The following is a 20,376-nucleotide window of genomic DNA, read 5'->3' on the forward strand; positions in this document are numbered from 1 at the left end:
GGTGGGGCCGTTGATGGCGGCGATGGTTATCCGGTCGGTCCAGGGCGTGATGATGTCCTGGGTTTGTGTGGCGGGGAGTGCGAGGGAGGCCATGGTGCCGGTGCCGGTGAGGGCGCGGAGGGCTTGGGAGCGGAGGGCGATGATGCGGGCGCCGTCTTGGAGGGTGAGGGCGCCTGCGGTGACGGCGGCGGCGATTTCGCCTTGGGAGTGGCCGATGACGGCGGTGGGGGTGACGCCGGCGTTGTGCCAGAGTGCGGCGAGGGCGAGCATCATGGCGAAGGATGCGGGTTGGACGATGTCGACGCGGTCGAGGGTGGGGGCGTCGGGGTGGCCGCGGAGTACGTCGGTGAGTGACCAGTCGATGTAGGGGTTGAGGGCTGTTTCGCAGGCGGTGATCGTGTCGCGGAACACCTTGGAGGTGTCGAGGAGGTCGACGGCCATGCCGGGCCACTGCGACCCCTGCCCCGGAAACACGAACACGGCTCGGGAGGGGGAAACGCCTTGCTCGCCGCCGACCTCCCCGGAGGCCAGTGCGTCGAGTCCTGCGAGGAGTCCGTCGCGTCCGCCGGTGCCGGGAACCACGGCTCGGGACTCGAACCCGGAACGTCCCGTGGCGAGCGAGAACGCCACGTCGGCGCAGGGCACCTCGGGCCTCGCCCGGACGTGGTCGGCGAGTCGTCGTGCGGTTTGGGCGAGGGCGTCGGCCGACCGTGCCGACAGCACCCACGGCAGCTGACCGCCGTCCAACCCCGTCGGCGCTTTGGTCGTACCGACCTCGACGGGTGCCTCTTCCAGGATGGTGTGGGCGTTGGTCCCGCTGATACCGAAGGAGGAGACGCCGGCCCGACGGACCCGGCCCTCACCGGTCGTCCATGGCCGTGGTGCGGTGAGCAGCTCGATTCCGCCCGTGTTCCAGTCGACCAGGGTGCTGGGTTTGCCGACGTGCAGGGAGGCGGGTAGCTCCTGGTGGCGGAGGGCCATGACCATTTTGATGATGCCGCCGACTCCTGCGGCTGCCTGGGTGTGTCCGAGGTTGGATTTGAGGGAGCCGACGAGGAGTGGTTGTCCGTCGCGTTCGTTGCCGTAGGTGGTGAGGAGGGCTTGGGCTTCGATGGGGTCGCCGAGGGTGGTGCCGGTGCCGTGGGCTTCGACGGCGTCGATGGCGTCGGGGGTGAGGCGGGCGTCGGTGAGGGCGGCGTGGATGACGCGTTCTTGTGCGGGGCCGCTGGGTGCGGTGAGTCCGTTGGAGGCGCCGTCCTGGTTGACGGCGGTTCCGGCGATGACGGCGAGGGCGGTGTGGCCGAGGCGTCGGGCGTCGGAGAGGCGTTCGACGACGAGGACGCCGGCGCCTTCGGCCCAGGCGGTGCCGTCGGCGTCGGCGGAGAAGGATTTGCACCGGCCGTCGGCGGCGAGACCCCGCTGGCGGGAGAACTCGATGAAGATGCCGGGTGTGGACATGATCGTGACGCCGCCGGCGAGGGCGAGCGTGCACTCGCCGGTACGCAGGGCGCGTACCGCCAGGTGCAGGGCGACCAGGGAGGAGGAGCAGGCGGTGTCCACGGTGAGGGCGGGGCCTTGGAGGCCGAGGGTGTAGGCGACGCGGCCGGAGGCGACGCTGGAGGTGGTTCCGGTGAGTCCGAACCCGGCCGCACCGGCGGTGGCCTCACCGAGCCGGGGACCGTACTCCTGCGCGATGGCCCCCAGGAACACGCCGGTGTCGCTGCCGTGCAGCGATCCGGGGGCGATACCGGCCCGTTCCAACGCCTCCCAGGAGACTTCCAGGAGGAGGCGCTGCTGCGGGTCCATCGCCAGCGCCTCACGCGGCGAGATCCCGAACAACTCGGCGTCGAACTCCGCGGCGTCCGTGACGAATCCGCCGTCGCGGACGTAGGAGGTGCCGGAGTGGTCCGGGTCGGGGTGGTAGAGGCCGTCCAGGTCCCAGCCCCGGTCGGCCGGGAAGCCGGAGATCACGTCCCGCTGCTGGGCGACGACCTGCCACAACCCCTCCGGCGAGTCCACCCCACCGGGGTAGCGACAGCCCATCCCGACGATGGCTATCGGGTCGTTGGTGCCGTCCTCCAGTTCGCGAACCCGCCGGCGTGACTCGTGGAGGTCGACGGTGAGGCGCTTGAGGTAGTCGACCAGCTTGTCGTAGTCCTTCGTGCTCATGATGGTGGTGCCCCCGTAGACGTCGTGACGCTGTGCCTGGTGTGCGTGGCCCTGCTGCGTTGCGCTGCGTTGCGTTGCGCGGCGATCGGTCGGTGCCCGGCCGAGCCGGGCGGAGCGGACCGCGTGTGCAGGGTGAGGGGCGGGCGGAATGCCGCGGAACGCGGCTGGCCACCCGGCTGTGATGAGGTGCGGTGCGGTGCGGTGCGGAATCAGAGTTCGGAGTCGATGAACGCGAACAGTTCGTCCACCGACGCCGACCGGACCCGTGTCGTCAGGTCGTCGTGATCGGTCCGGGACCGCTGGACCGGTACCCGGACCAGCAGTGCCTGGAGCCGCTGGATGATCTCGGCTCTGGTGCCGTCGTCGGAGCCGTCCGCCAGTGCGGCGAGGGCCGCTTCGAGCCGGTCGAGTTCGACCAGCCCGTCCGAGGTCGGTGAGGTGGTGACGCCGGTGGTCGAGGCTTCGGCCGGTGCCAGTTCGGCGTGCAGGTGGGCGACGACCGCCTTGGGCGTCGGGCAGTTGAAGAGGAGGGTGGCGGGCAGCCGGAGACCGGCACCGGCCTGGAGCCTGTTGCGCAGCTCCACGAGGGTGAGCGAGTCGCAGCCCAGGTCCTTGAAGGGCCGGTCGGCCGGGATGCCGGCGGCTTCCGACCGGCCGAGCACGGCGGCCGTCTGCGTGCGGACGAGGTCGAGCAGCATCTCGTCCTGCTCGGCCCGGCTGAGTCCGGCGAGCCGGTCACGGAGGGACGCGGGACCGACCGCGGCGACGGCGACCGACGGTCCGGCCGGGCGTGACACGACCGGCGCCAGATCCCGCAGTACGAGAGGGAGTTGGGCGCCCATCGCACCGAGCGCCGCCCGGTCGATGTGCGCGGGCACGAGTGCGGCGCTGTCCATGCGGAGGGCCGCGTCGAACAGGGCCAGACCTGAGGCCGGGTCGATGGGGGACAGGCCGCTCCTGACGAGACGCTTCCGGTCGGCCTCGCTGAGGGCGCCCGTCATCCCGACGTGACCGGACGTCCCGGTACCACCGGGCCCTCCGCCGGCGCCCGGCGCTTCCGCCGTGTCTCCCCACAGTCCCCAGGCCAGGGACAGCGCGGGGAGCCCGCGGGCCCTGCGGTGCTGGGCGAGGGCGTCCAGGCAGGCGTTGGCGGCCGCGTAGTTGCCCTGCCCCGCTCCGCCGATGACACCCATGACGGAGGAGAAGAGGACGAACGCCGACAGGTCCTGGCCGGCGGTCAGTTCGTGCAGGTTCCAGGCCGCGTCGGCCTTGGCCGCGAGCACGGTGTCGAGACGTTCGGGAGTGAGCGCGGTGACCACACCGTCGTCGAGCACCCCCGCCGCGTGGACGACGGCGGTCAGCCGCACGTCGGCCAGGAGGTGCGCGAGTGCCTCGCGGTCGGCGGTGTCGCACGCGGCCACGGTGACCTCCGCGCCCGAGCCGGCCAGGTCCGCGACGAGTCCGGTGGCACCGGGGGCGTCCGGGCCACGGCGGCTGACCAGCAGCAGTCGGCGGGCGCCGTGCTCGGTGACCAGGTGCCGGGCGACCAGTCCGCCGAGAGCACCGGTGGCGCCGGTGATCAGAACCGTGCCGGCCGGATCGAGGGCCACCGGCAGCGTGAGGACCACCTTGCCGACGTGCCGGGCCTGACTGACGTACCGGAACGCCTCCGGCGCCCGGCGCACGTCCCACTCGCTGACCGGCAGCGGGGACAGTGCTCCCGACGACAGCAACCGCAGTACCTCGGTGAGCAGTTCGGTGATCCGCCGGGTGGGCGCCTGGAGCAGGTCGAAGGACCGGTAGTCGACCCCGGGGTACGCCTCCGCGACCTCGCGCGGGTCCCGCAGATCCGTCTTGCCCATCTCGACGAAACGGCCACCGCGCGGCAACAGTCGCAACGAGGCGTCCACGAACTCGCCGGCGAGGGAGTCGAGTACGACGTCCATCCCGCGGCCTTCGGTGGCCGCGCCGAAAGCGGACTCGAAGTCCAGGGTGCGCGAGGACGCCAGGTGCCCCTCGTCCAGGCCGAGGGCGCGCAGCGCGCCCCACTTCCCGGGGCTCGCCGTGCCGTAGACCTCCGCCCCCAGATGCCGCGCCAGCTGGACGGCGGCCATCCCGACGCCGCCCGCCGCCGCGTGGATCAGTACGCGCTCGCCGGCGCTCAGACCGGCGAGGTCGACCAGCCCGTGGTAGGCGGTGAGGAACACGATGGGCGCGGACGCCGCCTGGGCGTACGTCCAGGCGGCGGGCATCGCGGCGACCCGCCGGTGATCGGCGACGGCCACCTGGCCGAACGCACCGGAGAACAGGCCCATCACCCGGTCACCGACCTGGAATCCGGTGACGCCCGGGCCGACCTCGGTGACGACACCGGCCCCTTCGAGGCCGAGCAGGCCGGGATCGCCGGGGTAGAGGCCGAGGGCGTTCAGTACGTCACGGAAGTTGACGCCGGCCGCCCGCACCGCGATGCGCAGCTCACCGTCGCCGAGCGGGGCCAGGGCCTCCGGGCACGGTTCGAGCGCCAGGTGGTCCAGCGTCCCCCGTTCGCGGACCGCCAGCCGCCAGGCAGCCGTCCCGGCGGGCGGGACGAGGGTGCCGTCGGCCGAAGCGGACACCAGCCGGGGCACCAGCGCCCGACCGTCCCTGACCGCCAGTTGGGTTTCCGAGGTGATCCACGGCAGGGCGGTGCCGCAGTCGGCTCCCCGCTCCACGTCCAGCAGCCCGACGTGTCCAGGGTGCTCGGTCTGGGCCGACCGTGCCAGTCCCCATACGGCCGCGTCGGCGGGATCCGTCACGTCCGCGTCCGGCGTCGTGGCCACGGCACCCCGGGTGACCAGGACCAGCCGCGACTGCTCGAACCGTTCGTCGGCCAGCCACGCCTGGAGCAGGGCGAGTGCGCGGTGCGCCACGGGCCGGGCGTCCTCCACCGGGCCGTCCGCGAGCTGCGGGACCGACGCCGGCCCCCCGGCCGAAACCGACCCTCCGACCGACCCCAGATCCTCGACCGGCCCCGGATCATCGGTCCACCCCGGCCCCACGAGCGGTGCGAAGACCAGCGCGGGCGCGGGCCGTCCCGCGTCGAGGGCTTCGCCCAGCGCCGCGAGGTCGGCGTAGCGGGGGCCCACGCCCAGGTCGACGGTGCCGAGTACGGCGGCGTCCGGTGCCGGCCGCGGGTCCGCGCCGACGGGCTTCCACTCCAGGCGGTGCAGCGACCGTGGTACGACGGGACCGTCACCGGCGGGCCGCAGCAGCAGCTCCTCGACCTCGGCGATGACGGCCCCGGAGTCGTCCAGCAGCGTGAGCGCGACCGTGTCCGGCCCACCGCTGGTGATCAGGGCGCGAGCGGTGCGCGCGCCGGGTCGGTGCACGGACACACCGCGCCAGGAGAACGGCAGCGGACGGCGGCCGGCACCGCCCGGCGCGGTCGTCACGACGGGGTGCAGGGCCGCGTCGAGCAGGGCCGGGTGCAGCTGATAGGAGGTGGCGTCGGTGACGGACGACGGCAGGGCGACCTCGGCGAGCAGGGTCGCACCATGCCGCCCCGCGGCGCGCAGGCCCCGGAAGACCGGGCCGTACGTGTAGCCGGCGGCGGCCAGTTCGTCGTAGCAGTCGTCGGGCGACAGCGGCTCCGAGACGGTGGCCGGCCAGCCGGCGGTCACGGCGGGGGCCCCGACGTGGTGGGCGAGGAGACCGGTGGCGTGCAGGGTCCACGGCGTGGTGGGGCCGTCGGGCGACGTGGTGCGGGCGTGCACGGTCAGGGCACGCTGCCCCTCGTCGTCGGGCGCGGCGACGACGAGCTGCACCTCGACGCTCCCGTCGTCCGGGAGCACCAGCGGTGCCGTGAGGGTGAGTTCGGCGACCCTCGGGACTCCGGTGCACGAGCCCGCCCGGGCGGCGAGCTCCAGGAACGCGGTGCCGGGCAGCAGGACCGAGCCGAGGACGGTGTGGTCGGCGAGCCAGGGATGCGTGCGGCGACCGAGCCGGGCGGTCAGCACGGCCTGCCCGGAAGCGGCCAGTTCCACGACGGGTCCGAGCAACGGGTGGCCGGACCCTTGGCGCCCGCCGTCCGCCGTCAGCCAGTAGCGTTCCCGCTGGAAGGCGTACGTGGGCAGCTCCGGCGTCCGCCCGGGGCCGAACACGGCGTGCCAGTCGGGGCCCCGGCCGCGCACCTGCAGGGCGCCGAGCGCGGCGGCCAGGCTGCGGCGCTCGGACCGGCCACGCCGTAACACGGGTACGAACGTCGTGGCGTCGTCGTCCAGGCAGTCCTGGCCGAGCGCCGACAGCACACCGTCCGGGCCGAGTTCGAGGAAGGTCCGCACGCCCAGTCCGTGCAGCGCGGCCAGCCCGTCGGACAGCCGTACCTCCTGGCGCACCTGCCGGACCCAGTGGTCGGCGGTGATCTCGACCGGCCGTCCGGTGACGGTGGACACCATGGTGATGCGCGGCTCGGCGTACCGGATTCCCGCCGTGACCTCGGTGAAAGCCTCCAGCATTCCCTCCATCCGGTGCGAGTGGAACGCGTGGCTCACCACGAGCCGGCGGGTCTTGCGGCCCTCGGCGGCGAACACGGCGGCGACCTGTTCGACGGCCTCGTCGTCACCGGAGATGACGACGGCGGTGGGGCCGTTGACGGCGGCGAGGCCGACCTCGTGCTCGCGGCCCGCGAGCAGTGGGCTCAGCTCCTCGGGTGACGCCTGGACGGCCGTCATCGAACCACCGGCCGGCAGCGCCTGCATCAGCCTGCCGCGTGCCGTGACCAGGGCGCAGGCATCGGGCAGGGTGAGGACGCCGGCGACGTGCGCGGCGGCGAACTCGCCGATGGAGTGGCCCAGTACGGCGTCCGGTGCCGTCCCCTGGTGTTCCAGCAGCCGGAACAGCGCGACCTGGAGGGCGAAGAGGGCGCTCTGGGTGTTCTCGGTCCGGTCGAGCGCCTCGGCGTCGTGGAACATGACGTCACGGATCGGTGCGGCTGAGGCGCCGGGCACGGACCCCCGGCACGCGTCGAGTTCCGCGCATACTTCGTCCAGCGCGCCGGCGAAGACCGGTTCCGTCTCGTACAACTCGCTCCCCATGCCGACGCGTTGACTGCCCTGGCCGGTGAAGAGGTAGGCGAGTCCGTCGTCCGGGCGGGCCGTGCCGACGGCCAGGGCCGGGTGCGGTTCGCCGCGGCTCAGCGCGGCCAGCGCACCCCGTGCTTCGGCGCGGTCCTCGGCGGTGACGGCCGCACGGTGGTCGAGTGCGCTCCGGGTGGTGGCCAGGGCACGGCCCAGGTCCCGGGCGGGGACACCGTCCAAGGTGTCCGAGGCGTCGAGGAGCAGGGCGGCCTGGGCGCGCAGGGCCGGCTCCGTACGGCCGGACAGCACCCACAGCGGAGCCGTGTCGTCCGGCGTGACACCTCCCTCTGGCACGGGTGCCTCGGTGGGTGGTTCCGCGAGTACGACGTGGGCGTTGGTGCCGCTGATGCCGAAGGAGGAGACGCCGGCTCGTCGGGTTCGGTCGTCGGTCGTGGGCCAGGGGTGGGGCTTGGTGAGCAGTTCGACACTGCCGGTGTTCCAGTCGACCAGGGTGCTGGGTTTGCCGATGTGCAGGGAGGCGGGTAGTTCCTGGTGGTGGAGGGCCATGACCATTTTGATGATGCCGCCGACTCCTGCGGCTGCCTGGGTGTGTCCGAGGTTGGATTTGAGGGAGCCTATGAGGAGTGGTTGTCCGTCGCGTTCGTTGCCGTAGGTGGTGAGGAGGGCTTGGGCTTCGATGGGGTCGCCGAGGGTGGTGCCGGTGCCGTGGGCTTCGACGGCGTCGATGGCGTCGGGGGTGAGGCGGGCGTCGGTGAGGGCGGCGTGGATGACGCGTTCTTGTGCGGGGCCGCTGGGTGCGGTGAGTCCGTTGGAGGCGCCGTCCTGGTTGACGGCGGTTCCGGCGATGACGGCGAGGGCGGTGTGGCCGAGGCGTCGGGCGTCGGAGAGGCGTTCGACGACGAGGACGCCGGCGCCTTCGGCCCAGGCGGTGCCGTCGGCGTCGGCGGAGAAGGATTTGCAGCGGCCGTCGGCGGCGAGGCCCCGCTGGCGGGAGAACTCGATGAAGATGCCGGGTGTGGACATGATCGTGACGCCGCCGGCGAGGGCGAGTGAGCATTCGCCGGTACGCAGGGCACGCACGGCCAGGTGCAGGGCGACCAAGGAGGAGGAGCAGGCGGTGTCCACGGTGAGGGCGGGGCCTTGGAGGCCGAGGGTGTAGGCGACGCGGCCGGAGGCGACGCTGGAGGTGGTTCCGGTGAGTCCGAACCCGGCCGCGCCGGCGGTGGCCTCACCCAGCCGGGGACCGTACTCCTGCGGCATGACGCCGGCGAACACGCCCGTGCGGGTGCCGCGCAGGGAGTCGGGGGCGATGCCGGCGCGTTCCAGGCTCTCCCAGCACACCTCGAGGAACGCGCGCTGCTGCGGGTCCATGGCCAGCGCCTCGCGCGGCGAGATCCCGAACAGTTCCGCGTCGAACTCGGCCGCGCCCTCCAGGAAACCGCCGCGCCGCACGTACGTGGTGCCGACGTGCTCCGGGTCGGGGTGGTAGAGGCCGTCCAGGTCCCAGCCCCGGTCGGCCGGGAAGCCGGAGATCACGTCCCGCTGCCGGGCGACGGTGTCCCACAGCTGCTCCGGTGAGTCGATGCCGCCGGGGAAGCGGCACCCCATGCCGACGATCACGATCGGGTCGTCGTGGCCGGACCGGGCCGCCGGAACCGCCGTGTCGACCGCCTGCGCCCCCGGGGTGCTGAGCACCCTGGCCAGCTCGGCGGGCGTGGGGTGCTCGTAGACCACGGTGGTGGGCAGGGTGCGTCCGGTGGCGGTGACGAGCCGGTCGCGCAGCTCGACGACCATCGAGGAGTCGAAGCCCAACTCCTTGAACCTCAGGCGCGGTTCGACGTCGTCGCCGCGGTGGTGGCCGAGGACGGCGGCGGCGTGCGCCCGCACCAGCTCCAGGGCGGCCGGTCCGGTCAGCGACCGGGGCGACGTGGTCTCCACCGGCTCCGCGCTGTCCTCCGCGAGCGCCGACGACTTCACCGGCGCCACGGTTTCGGGCACCGGCACCGGACCGCCGGCCCCGCGTCCCCCCGAGATCCAGTGCCGGCGGCGCTGGAAGGCGTACGTCGGCAGATCGACACGAGCGGCGCCGGCCGGCAGGAGGGCGGGCCAGTCCACCTCCGCGCCGTGGCAGAAGGCCTCGCCGAACGCGAGGAGCAGGCGTTGCGGACCGCCCTCCCCGCGGCGCAACGTGCCCAGGGCGGTGACCGGCAGCTCGGCGGCCTCCGCGGTCTGCTGGACGGCGAGCGTCAGTACGGGGTGGGGGCTCATCTCGATGAACAGGTCGTGCCCCGTGTCGAGCAGCGCCCGTACGGCCGGCTCGAACCGCACGGGCTCCCGCAGGTTGCGGAACCAGTAGCCGGCGTCGAGGCCGGAGCCGTCCAGCACCGTCCCGGTCACGGTCGAGTGCAGTGGTGTCCGCCCGGCGCGGGGCGCGATCCCCCCCAGGTCCGCGAGCAGCGCCTCCCGCACGGCGTCCACGTGCGGGCTGTGAGAGGCGTAGGCGACCGGGACGCGCCGAGTGCGGACGTCCTCGCCGTAGTGCGCGGCCAGCGCGTCCAGGGCGTCGCCGTCGCCGGCCACCACGGTCATGCCGGGGGAGTTGACGGCGGCCACGCCGAGCCCCGGGCGGCCGATGAGGTCCTCCCGCACCCGGTCGGCGGGCAGCGACACGGTGAGCATGCCACCGCCGTGGCCGGCCAGCGCGCCGAGGGCGGAGCTGCGCACGGCCACCAGCCGGGCCGCGTCGTCCAGGCGGAGGGCGCCGCTGACGGTGGCGGCGGCGATCTCGCCCTGCGAGTGACCGACGACCGCGGCGGGCTCGACACCCGCCGCCCGCCACAGCGCGGCGAGGGCGACCATCACGGCCCACAGGGTGGGCTGCACCACGTCGTCGCGTTCCAGGGCCGGCGCGCCGGGACGGCCGCGCAGTACGTCGGTCAGCGACCACTCGCGGTACGGGCGCAGCGCGCGCTCGCACTCCTCGACGGCACGGGCGAACACCGGATGGCTGTCGAGCAGTTCGGCGGCCATGCCGGTCCACTGCGAGCCCTGGCCGGGGAAGACGAACACCGCTTCGCGGCCGGCGCGCGGGCCGCCGCCCTCGACCGCGGCCGGGTGGACCCGGGCGTCGGCGACCGCGTCCAGGGCGGTGAGCAGGTCGTCCCGGCCGGCACCGACGAGCACGGCCCGGTGGGTGAACACGGCGCGGTCGTGAGCGAGGGCCCGGGCGACCTCGGCGGCGCCCGTCTCCGTGTGCCTGGCGAGGTGTTCGCGCAGCCGGACGGCCTGCGAGCGCAGCGCGGCGTCCCCGCGTCCGGAGAGCACCCAGGGGACGGCACCCGTCTCCCCGTCCGAACCCGGTTGCTTCGCTGGTGTGTTCGCGGTGGAGTCCGGCCAGTCGCTCAGTACGAGGTGACAGTTGGTGCCGCCCATCCCGACGGAGGTCACGCCCGCGACGAGCGGCCGGTCGGGGTGCGGCCAGGGTCCGGTGGCGGTGGCGGCGGCGAGTCGCAGCTCGGCGAAGGGTATGCCGGGGTTCGGGGTGCGGTAGTTCAGGGTCGGGACGAGTTCGCGCTTGGCGAGGCACAGGACGGTCTTCACGAGTCCGGCGATGCCGGCGGCCCCTTCGAGGTGGCCGATGTTCGTCTTGACGGAGCCGAGCCTGAGCGGGTTTTCTGGTGTGCGGGACGCCGCGAACACGGCGCCCAGAGCCGCTGCTTCGACGGGGTCCCCGACCCGGGTGCCCGATCCGTGGATCTCGACGTACTGCGCCTGGTCCAGCGGGATTCCCGCGTGTTCCCAGGCGTCGCGCACGACACGTTCCTGGGCTTGTCCGTTCGGAGTGGGGAGGGTCTCGCTGGCGCCGTCGCTGCCGACGGCCCCGCCACGTATCAGGCAGTGGATCCGGTCCCCGTCGGCGACGGCACGGCGGAGGAGTTTGAGAGCCACCAGGCCGCCGCCCTCACCTCGGACGTAGCCGTTCGCCCGGGCGTCGAGACTATGACATCGGCCGTCCGGTGAGAGACTGCCGAACGCGGCCAGCGCCCGAGTGCTCTCCGGCGCCAGGATGAGGTTGACACCGCCGGCCAGCGCGGCGGTGGACTCGCCGCGCCGCAGGCTCTCGCAGGCAAGGTGCACCGCGACCAGCGACGACGACTGCGCGGTGTCGACGACGACGCTCGGACCGCGCAGGTCGAGGACGTAGGAGACCCGATTGGCGATCATGCCCCGGTGCAGTCCGGTCACGGTGTGGGCGGAGGCCGTGCCGGGTCCGGCCGCGTGGGTGAGGGTCGCGTAGTCGTCGCCGATCGCGCCGACGAAGACGCCGATGTCGCTGCCGGCGAGAGCGGCCGGGACGATACCGGCGTCCTCCAGCGCCTCCCACGCGAGCTCGAGGACGAGCCGTTGCTGCGGGTCCATCGCGGCGGCCTCACGAGGCGAGATGCCGAAGAACCCGGCGTCGAACGTGTCGACGGACGGCAGGAAACCACCGCGGAGTCGCACCCCGTCCGGCGATGCGGCGAGGTGCGCCCGGTCCGGAGGCGGGTCCGCTACGGCGTCGCGGCCCTCCCGCAGCAGGTCCCAGAATGCGGCAGGCCCTGATCCGCCGGGAAAACGGCAGGAAAGTCCGACGACGGCAACGGTCCCGTCGTCCGCGGCGCCGAATTCGTCCGAGTCGTGCGAGTCTTCTAGGTGATCGAATACCGACGGCTGTTCTCGACCCCCGACCGCCTGTTCCGCATTCTTTTTCGTGCCGCCCGACCTGTTTCGCGTCGTGTCAGCGGCTGATGCTCCTGGATATATCCGGGCATGGCGAATCATGGTGCGGTTGCTCCCCCCGTGAAGCGTGATCGTGCTGCCGACTCGATGTCTGGCCGGACTTCAAGTCGGCTTCGGACGGTAGCATCGCGCCGCGCTCGCCGTAAACCAAAACCACCCAGAACATCTCAACGGCTTTCCGGTATCCACCGGGCGACACCGCTCAGGGACGGAAGGACGGACGGCTCAGGAATATCCGGAACTCGATAGACCGCAGCTCCGTGGAAGATCGGCGCGGCGCGTGTCCGCGCTGTCGCCTACGTTGCACAACGCCGCCCTACGTGCGCACAACGCCCTCTCGATGGGCCGCCGAACCTTTGTCGCGAGCGGTGGAGAACGCCTCCACGTACGCCGCCACGAGCGGCGAACGGTCCTCGCGCCGCCAGGCGAGAACGAGCCGTGTGGGCGGCAGGTCGACGACCGGTCGGTAGGCGATGCCCTCCACGGTGTGCCGGCGCGCGACCGATCCGGGCACCAGCGCGATCGAGCCCTGCCACAGCACCGCGTGCAGGCACTCGCCCAGTGAGCGCACCTCGGGCCCGTCGCCCGTCGCGGACGGCTGCCAGTGCGCCCGCCAGAGCGCGTCGGCCCCGGCGGGCAATTGTACGGAACCGGGACGGTCGATATCGTGCCTGGTCAGGGAGGTCTGCTGGGCGAGCGGACTGTCCGAGGCGACGGCCGCGAAGCAGCCCTCCTCCTGGAGCGCGCGCACCGCCAGCCCGGTCACGTCGAAGGGGGTCCAGGTGATCACCACGTCGACGGCGCCGGCCGTGAGACCCATCGTCGGGTCGCTCAGGTCACCCTGGCGCAGGACCACCGCGGCCTCCGGCCGGCTGCGCGCGAAGGCCCGCGCGACGGGTTTCGACAGGGTGGCCTCGCCGGGCCCGAGCACCCCGACCCGCAGGACCCGCGCGCCGGAGACCTGTCGCACCACCCGTTCCTTGGCCCGGTCGGCCCCCGCGAGCAGCAGTCGGGCTTCTTCCAGCAGGACTTCACCGGCCGGGGTCAGTCTCATTCCCTTGGGTCCCCGGACGAACAATTCGCAGCCCAACTCGGTCTCCAGCTCGCGGATTCGCTGGCTGAGCGGCGGCTGGGACATGTGCAGCCGCCGCGCCGCCCGGCTCACATTGCCTTCCTCGGCCACCGTCACGAAGTAACGCAACCCCCGTAAGTCCATGGACGTCACGATACCCAATCCTTTGCCACCGGTACTGAAAAGATATTGGATCGCCGCGCCAAGCCGTGCTGAGATCGGGAGATGAAGAAATTGTTCGATCGTCTGTTCAGGTCGTGTGCCCGCTGTGTCGATCACTGCACACCGCGCCGCTGGAAACGGAACGCCTGAATCCTATAAATGGTTCGATCGGCAACTTGATATGGGCGTCCGTATGCCTTCAGCGGTAACCGTCGTCCGTGATGCCGACACAGAGAAAGTCACCTCCCGGATCCTGTCGACCCCGGGAGGGCTTTCGTGTGTGTCGTCCAGATGCTGTCCGGTGCCCCGATCAGTTCCTCCCCGAACGCGGGATCAGAGGTTCGAGCGCTCGCTGTGCGCGGAGGCCGGGGCCGACACGGGCAGGTGCGCCGGGACGGTGACGCCGGCCGACGGCCCGTCCTCCGCCTTCTTCGCCGGGTCCGCCCTGGTCAAGGTGCAGACGCCGTCCACGCATTCGCGCTCCAGACGGCCGCGGGAGATGGTCTGCGCCAGGCCGACCATCCAACAGGTGGGGCAGCCACGGAAGGCGACCAGCGCGAGCGGGGCCACCACGAGGCTGACCGGGCCCACGACGGGAATCATGGCGATCGAGCCGATGACCAGCCCGAAGCCGATGACGCCGCGCACCAGATGGCGCGTGACGGACTTGCTCGCGTAGTTCGGCCCGGGCGCCGCGGGCGGACCCGCCGCCGGAGCCTTCGTGTTCTTCGTGAGCTTCATGGTGTTCAAGGTCGTAACTCTCCTCCGGCTGGACGATCGACTCGGTGATCGGGTGCTCGGTCGGGGCTCTGATCGGATCCTTGGTCGGTCAGGGCCAGGGTGTGGCGCAGCGTCGCGCGGGCTCGGTGCAGCCGCGACTTCATCGCGGGGGTGCTCAGGCCGAGCGACCGGGCGACGACACCACCGGGCAGGCCCTGCACGTCCCGCATGATCAGGACCTGCCGTTGGTCGCGGGGGAGGGCGCTGATCGCGGCGGCGACCCGCTCCGCCTCCATCCTGCGCAGCACCGCCTCCTCGGCGGACGGCTCGGCGCACCCCTCCGGTTCGGCCGCCGTCTCGTCGCTCCGCGAGACGAGCAGCCGTACCTGCCGGAGGCACTCGTGGCGCACGATCCGGAACATCCACGCGGCGAGCGCGCCGGAGGCCCGTAGGGTGCCGATCTTCCGGTACAGGATGATCAGCGCCTCCTGCGCCGCGTCCTCCGCGTCCTGCGGGGAGGCGCACAGCGATATGGCGAACTTGCGCACATGGGGCTGCGATTCCATGACGACGGTGGTGAGCGAGGTGACGTCGCCGTCCTGGGCAGCCTTGATCAGCCGTTCGTCCGGCCAGGAGAAGCTACGGTTCATGCGTCCTACTCATACCCGCAAAGCGCCGTGCCCGCAGGCAGTGGTCAGCTCCGGCTCCGGATGCGCTTCGTCAGGTGCCAGCTGCACGCGCCCACGAGCACTGCGCCGATCACTACGATGCCGATGATCATGGTGGTTCCTCCGTGTCTCCGCCGGCCCTCGCGGCCGGTACACGGATAAGAGGCGGCGACCCCCGAAAAGGATTCGGCTCCGGACGAAGAAAGTTCGCGGGCCCCTCGCCACCGGCCGGGCGGCGACGGGCGGCACCCCCGGGTCCGGGCACGGCGCGCCCGCCGGCACCCACCTCCGTCACGCCCGGCCCGGCCCCGCAGGTGCCGGCACCGATGGGACTGCGCCGAAGGCGTGCTACAATGATCACGTTCGCCTTCGGCGCCCCGACACGGGCCTCCGGAGGCTTTTTTCATGCCCTCCGACACGCCTTCCGGCCCATCCTCCGACCTGCGCTCCGGCGCGCCTTCCGACCTGCCCTCCGACGCGCCCGTGCCCGCGTCGCCACCTCCCGCCGGCTACCGCGCCCTGCTCCGCAACCGTGAGTTCGCCGGCCTCTACGCCGGTTTCACCCTGACGGCCGCATCGAGCACCCTGGCGGGTTTCGCACTCGGCACGCTCGTCGACGAGCGGACCCGGTCCCCGTTCCTGACTGCCGTGAGCATGTACGGCGCGACGTTCGCCACGGTGTTCGGCGCGCTGACGCTGATGTCGGTCGCGGACGGCAACCGTCCCCGCCGGACCCTCGTCCTGCTCCACGGCCTCTCCCTGCTGGGCGTGGCCGCGCAGGCGGTCCCGGGACTGCCGCTGGCGGCCCGGTTCGGTCTCCTGCTGCTGCTGGGCCTCTTCCAGTCCCTCGGCACGGGAACCCGGATGGGCGTGCTCGCCGAGATCGTGCCCGCCTCCACCTACGCGCTCGCCCGGTCACTGATGAACATCACGTCCGGCGGTACGGCGATCCTCGGCTACGCCGTCGGCGCCGCGCTGCTCCGCCACCTCAGCCCGGAGGAGGTCTTCGGTGTCGCCGCCGGTCTGGGCGCACTCGCGCTCGGCGCCGTCGCGGCGACCGTCCGGGAGCACTCGATCCGGCCGGCCCGGCGTCCCGGGCTGCGCCGGACCTGGAGGACCAACGTCGCGCTGTTCGCCCACCCCGGCCGACGGGCCCTGCTGCTGAACCTGTGGGTTCCCAACGGCCTGATCGTCGGGTGCGAGGCCCTGTTCATCTCCTACGCCCCCGACGACGCGGGGACCCTCCTGGCCGCCGGATCGGCCGGGATGCTCCTCGGCGACCTCACGGTCGGGCGCCTGCTCGACGCCGACCGGCGCCGGCGTCACGCCTTCGCCCTGCGCCTGCTGCTCGCCGTGCCGTACCTGCTGTTCGCCGCCGACCCGCCCACGCCGGTGGCGGCCACCGCGGTGTTCCTGGCCAGTGCCGGGTTCGCCGCCACCCTGCCGCTCCAGGAACAGCTCCTCGCGCTGACCCCGGACCCGGTGCGCGGCCAGGTCCAGGGCGTCGAGTCCGCCGGCCGCATGACGTGGCAGGGCATCGGAGCCGCGGCGGCCGGCGGCATCGCCCAGTACCTCGGCCCGGGCACGACGATCACCGCTGTGGCCGCGCTGTCCGTGGCCGTCACCGTCTTCTCCCGGCCCTTCGTCGTCCGCGCCCGCGCGATCCCCGCCGGGACGATCGAGCAGTGAGCCCCGGCGGTCCGGGAGACGGCCGCACGGAGCGGCTCGACCGGTGACCGGTTCCGGCGCGTGCGGCGAGGACTGCGGCACCGCAACGAGCATCCGCCGGAGGGGCCCTGACCAGGGTCCCTCCACCCGGCCACCCCGTGGACACCGCACCGCGGACGCACCGCCGCCACCCCGCCTGTCGCCGGCCCCCGCCTGCCGCCGCCACCCCGCCTGCCGCCGGCCCCCGCGTGCCGCCGCCACCCCGCCTGCCGCCGGCCCCCGCGTGCCGCCGCCACCCCGCCTGCCGCCACCTGCCGCCACCTGCCGCCGGCCCCCGCCGGCCGCCCCCGCCGCGCTGGCCGGCGGCGGACGGCCGCCGGTGTGGCCCGGGCGGCCCGGGAGGCCCTCAGGGCAACCCCCGGGTGGCCTCAGGCGGCGCCAACGCCACTTCCCCGTACGGGCGTTGACAAGACGCCACCCCCCTCCCATCATGGGAGCGCTCCCACGGCGCGGCGGCCACCGTCCGCCGCCCCGCACGCGCACGAACGTCACCGCACCGACGCTCCGCTTTCCGTGCCACCGGCGTCGAAGGTCCCGCCGACAGCCGCGGCACCACCGCCGGTCCGGCGGCGGGGTCGGAGCCTGCCGCCCCGCCCGCGCCGCCGGACCACCTAGGGAGGACCCGCATGTCCCCACTGCGCAGACCCGGCCGGCCGGCCGGTGCCGGCCACCGCCCCCTCGCCCGCGGCGCCACCGTCCTGGCCGCCGCGCTCGCCCTGCTGTCCCCACTGGCCGGGGTCGCACCCGCGGCGCCCGCCGCACCGGAAACGGCCGGTGTCGCGGACGTCACCGTCCAGGTCAACGCCCAGGCGTCGCTGGGCCGGCTGTCCGCCACCGCCCGCGGCGTCAACACCGCGGTCTGGGACGCGCACATGAACGACCCCGAGGTCGCCCGCCTCATGAAGGCGGCCGACGTCGGGACGATGCGCTACCCCGGCGGTTCGTACGCGGACATCTACCACTGGGAGACGCACACCGCACCCGGCGGATACGTGGCCCCGGGCACCGGATTCGACGACTTCATGGGCACCGTCCGCGCCACCGGGGCACAGCCGATCCTGATCGCCAACTACGGTTCGGGCACGCCCGAGGAAGCGGCCGGCTGGGTCAGGTACGCGAACGTCACCAAGGGCTACGGCGCGAAGTACTGGGAGATCGGCAACGAGATCTACGGCAACGGCCACTACGGCAGCGGCTGGGAGAACGACGCACACGCCGACAAGAGCCCACGGGAGTACGCCCGTGAGGTGCGCGCGTACGCCACGGCCATGAAGGCCGTCGACCCCAGCGTCAAGATCGGTGCCGTCCTCACCGCTCCCGGCGAGTGGCCCGACGGCGTGGTCGGCGACGGCGATCCCGGCGACTGGAACCACACCGTGCTCTCCGAAGTGGCCGACGTGGTCGACTTCGTGAGCGTCCACTGGTACGCGGGCGGGGCCGACACCACGGCCGGGGACGCCACGGCGCGGCTGGCCAGGCTGCCCGGTGAACTGCGGGAGGTGCGCGCCCAGCTCGACCGGTACGCCGGTGCCCGCTCGCCGCGCATCGGCATCGCCCTCACCGAGATCAACACGAACACCGGTGGCGCCCGGCTCACCGCCCGCCCCAACGGGCTGTTCGCCGCCGACGCGTTCATGACGGCGCTGGAGAACGGCGTGTTCACCGTCGACTGGTGGAACACCCACAACGGGGCCGGCCAGATCACCGACGTCGACGGCGAGACCGACTACGGCGACATGGGGATGCTCTCCGGCGGCGGCTGCACCGGCGACGTGTGCGAGCCGGCGCCGAACACGCCGTTCCACCCCTACTACGGCATGAAGATGACCGGCGAACTGGGCACCGCCGGCGACACCATGGTCGCCGCATCCTCCTCCGAGCGGGACGTCTCCGTACACGCCGTGCTGCGTCACGACGGGCGCCTGAGCGTCCTGCTCGTCAACAAGGACCCCGACACCGCCCGGACCGTGGGACTCGACTACGCGGGCTTCACCCCGTCCGCCGCCACCCCCGTGGTCAGCCGTTACGCACGCGGGGACAGCGACATCACCCGGGTCACCGGAGGTGGTGCCTCCGCCTCGCAGGTCACCGTGGCCCCGTACGGGTTGCTCACCGTCACCCTCGAACCGCGGGCCGGCACCGGCCCCGGGGCCTCGGCCGCCGGGACCCCGGGCACCCCGGAAGCGGAAGCGGTCACCGACACCACCGCGCGGCTCTCGTGGCAGGGCGCGTCGGGTGCCGCCCGCTACCTGGTGCAGGAACGGGACGGCACGCACACCCGTCTGGTCGGCGAGACCACCGGCACGTCCGTGACCCTGCGGAACCTGCCGCCGGGCAGCACCCACACGGTCGACGTGCTGGCGGCCGACGCCTCCGGACGGCTCTCCGCCCCCTCCTCGCCGCTGACCTTCACCACCGGCACCCCGGCGGACTCCACCTGCGCGGTGACCTACCACCGTGACACCGGCTGGGGCAACGGGTTCGTCGCCACGGTCACCGTCCGCAACCTCGCCGACACCCCGGTCACCGGCTGGACCGTGGACTGGGACTGGCCCGCCGACCAGCAGTCGGTGTCCTCCGGCTGGGGCGCCACGTTCCACCAGACCGGCTCCCACGTGCGGGTGACCGCCCCCGAGGACGCGGGGCCGCTGGCCCCGGACGGCGGATCGACGGCCTCGTTCGGATTCGTCGGCGCCAACGACGGTCCCAACCCCGATCCCACGGTCTTCCGCCTCAACGGCACCGTCTGCTCCGGCGGCTGACACCGGCGCCGGTCCGCCCGGGACGGGAAGCGCGGCACGACCCGCTCCCGGGCGGTCCCGAGGCACGCGGCGAGGCGGGAGGCGACAGTGATGCCAGGTCGCCGCCGTGGGCGGGTACCCGCAGTCGCATGGGATCTCTGAGTTCACCTGTGCTGCTGGTGTTGTTCGTGGCCAGCGCGGCCGTCATCTGGTACGCGGGCATCAAGCTGTCGGACACCACCGACGTCCTGTCCGAGCGGCTCCACCTGGGCAGTGCCCTGGGCGGCCTCATCCTCCTGGCGATCGCGACCAACCTGCCGGAGATCGCCATCACCGTCTCGGCCGCCCTGGCCGGGCAGCTGGACGTCGCCGTCGGCAACATCCTCGGTGGTATCGCCATCCAGACGGTCGTCCTGGCCGTCCTCGACGCCGCCGGGGTGCGTCCGCGCGCACCGCTGACCCGGCTGGCCGCCAGTCTCCAGCTGGTCCTGGAGGGCGCTCTCGTCGTCGTCATCCTGGCGGTGGTGGTCATGGGGACCCAGCTCTCCCCGGATCTGCACGCCTGGCGGCTGGCCCCGGCATCGGTGGCGATCGCCCTGCTGTGGGTGGCCGGGCTGGTGCTGCTGAACCGGGCGGGCCGCGGCCTGCCGTGGCGAGAGGGCGGCGACGCCCCGGACAGCCAGCCCGAGCCGCGCGGCCACTCCCGCGGGAAGAAGGAGAAGGCCGCGTCCGACCGGGGCGTCGGCTCCCGCCGCGCCGCGCTCGTCTTCGCCGCGGCGGCGCTGGCGACCCTGGTGGCGGGCGTGGTCATCGAGCGCAGCGGTGAGACGCTCTTCGCCCGCCAGGGCCTGAGCGGGGTGCTGTTCGGCGCGACCGTCCTGGCCGCGGCCACGTCCCTGCCCGAGGTCAGCACGGGCCTGACCTCCACCCGGCTCGGCGACTACCAGCTCGCCGTCAGCGACATCTTCGGCGGCAACGCGTTCCTGCCCGTCCTCTTCCTCGTGGCCACCCTCATCTCCGGCAAGCCCGTCCTGCCGGCCGCGCACGACACGGACATCTACCTCACCGCGCTCGGCATCATCCTCACCGTCGTCTACATGGCGGGCCTCGTCTTCCGTCCCCGCCGCCAGTACGCGCGGATGGGCATCGACAGCGTCACCGTCATCGTCGTCTACCTCGTCGGCATCGCCGGACTGGCCACCATCGCCACCTGAACCACCGCGCGGAACGCGAAGCGGGCACACCGGCCGGTGTGCCCGCTT

At 73.1% G+C, this 20,376-nt stretch carries 8 protein-coding genes; 3 read left to right on the top strand and 5 right to left on the bottom strand.

Annotated features, from left to right (window positions below; genetic code table 11):
- The 5 genes from ACIQVT_RS18260 to ACIQVT_RS18280 all read right to left on the bottom strand — a co-directional run.
- Nucleotides 1–2,169: type I polyketide synthase (locus ACIQVT_RS18260; RefSeq protein ID WP_403754134.1), on the bottom strand; the 2,169-nt coding region annotated here is incomplete at its 3' end.
- A 209-nt stretch (nt 2,170–2,378) separates the two neighbouring features.
- Complete coding sequence (locus ACIQVT_RS18265) at nt 2,379–12,065, bottom strand: SDR family NAD(P)-dependent oxidoreductase (protein ID WP_403754137.1); 9,687 nt, start codon at nt 12,063–12,065, stop codon at nt 2,379–2,381.
- A 274-nt stretch (nt 12,066–12,339) separates the two neighbouring features.
- Nucleotides 12,340–13,239 (bottom strand): LysR family transcriptional regulator, encoded by a 900-nt coding sequence (locus ACIQVT_RS18270; RefSeq protein WP_403754139.1) that lies wholly within the window; start codon nt 13,237–13,239, stop codon nt 12,340–12,342.
- 351 nt (nt 13,240–13,590) lie between these two features.
- A complete protein-coding gene (locus ACIQVT_RS18275) occupies nt 13,591–13,998 on the bottom strand; it encodes a hypothetical protein (protein WP_403754142.1) in 408 nt (135 codons plus the stop codon).
- 5 nt (nt 13,999–14,003) lie between these two features.
- Nucleotides 14,004–14,627: an RNA polymerase sigma factor gene (locus ACIQVT_RS18280; RefSeq protein WP_403754146.1), complete on the bottom strand. Its 624-nt coding sequence runs from the start codon at nt 14,625–14,627 to the stop codon at nt 14,004–14,006.
- A gap of 483 nt (nt 14,628–15,110) precedes the next feature.
- On the opposite strand from ACIQVT_RS18280, the gene ACIQVT_RS18285 reads away from it, so the two are divergent.
- From ACIQVT_RS18285 to ACIQVT_RS18295, 3 genes are all read left to right on the top strand, one after another.
- Complete coding sequence (locus ACIQVT_RS18285) at nt 15,111–16,334, top strand: MFS transporter (RefSeq protein WP_403754898.1); 1,224 nt, start codon at nt 15,111–15,113, stop codon at nt 16,332–16,334.
- Nucleotides 16,335–16,999: 665 nt separating this feature from the next.
- Entirely contained in the window at nt 17,000–19,135 is a 2,136-nt protein-coding gene (locus ACIQVT_RS18290; RefSeq protein ID WP_403754149.1) for a cellulose binding domain-containing protein, read from the top strand.
- A 128-nt stretch (nt 19,136–19,263) separates the two neighbouring features.
- The gene (locus tag ACIQVT_RS18295) at nt 19,264–20,328 is read left to right on the top strand and encodes a sodium:calcium antiporter (RefSeq protein ID WP_403754152.1); all 1,065 of its coding nucleotides are present in this window, start codon (nt 19,264–19,266) and stop codon (nt 20,326–20,328) included.
- The last annotated feature ends 48 nt before the right edge of the window (nt 20,329–20,376 follow it).

Origin of the sequence: Streptomyces sp. NPDC100445, assembly GCF_044759735.1 — a bacterium.
Classification (GTDB): domain Bacteria; phylum Actinomycetota; class Actinomycetes; order Streptomycetales; family Streptomycetaceae; genus Streptomyces.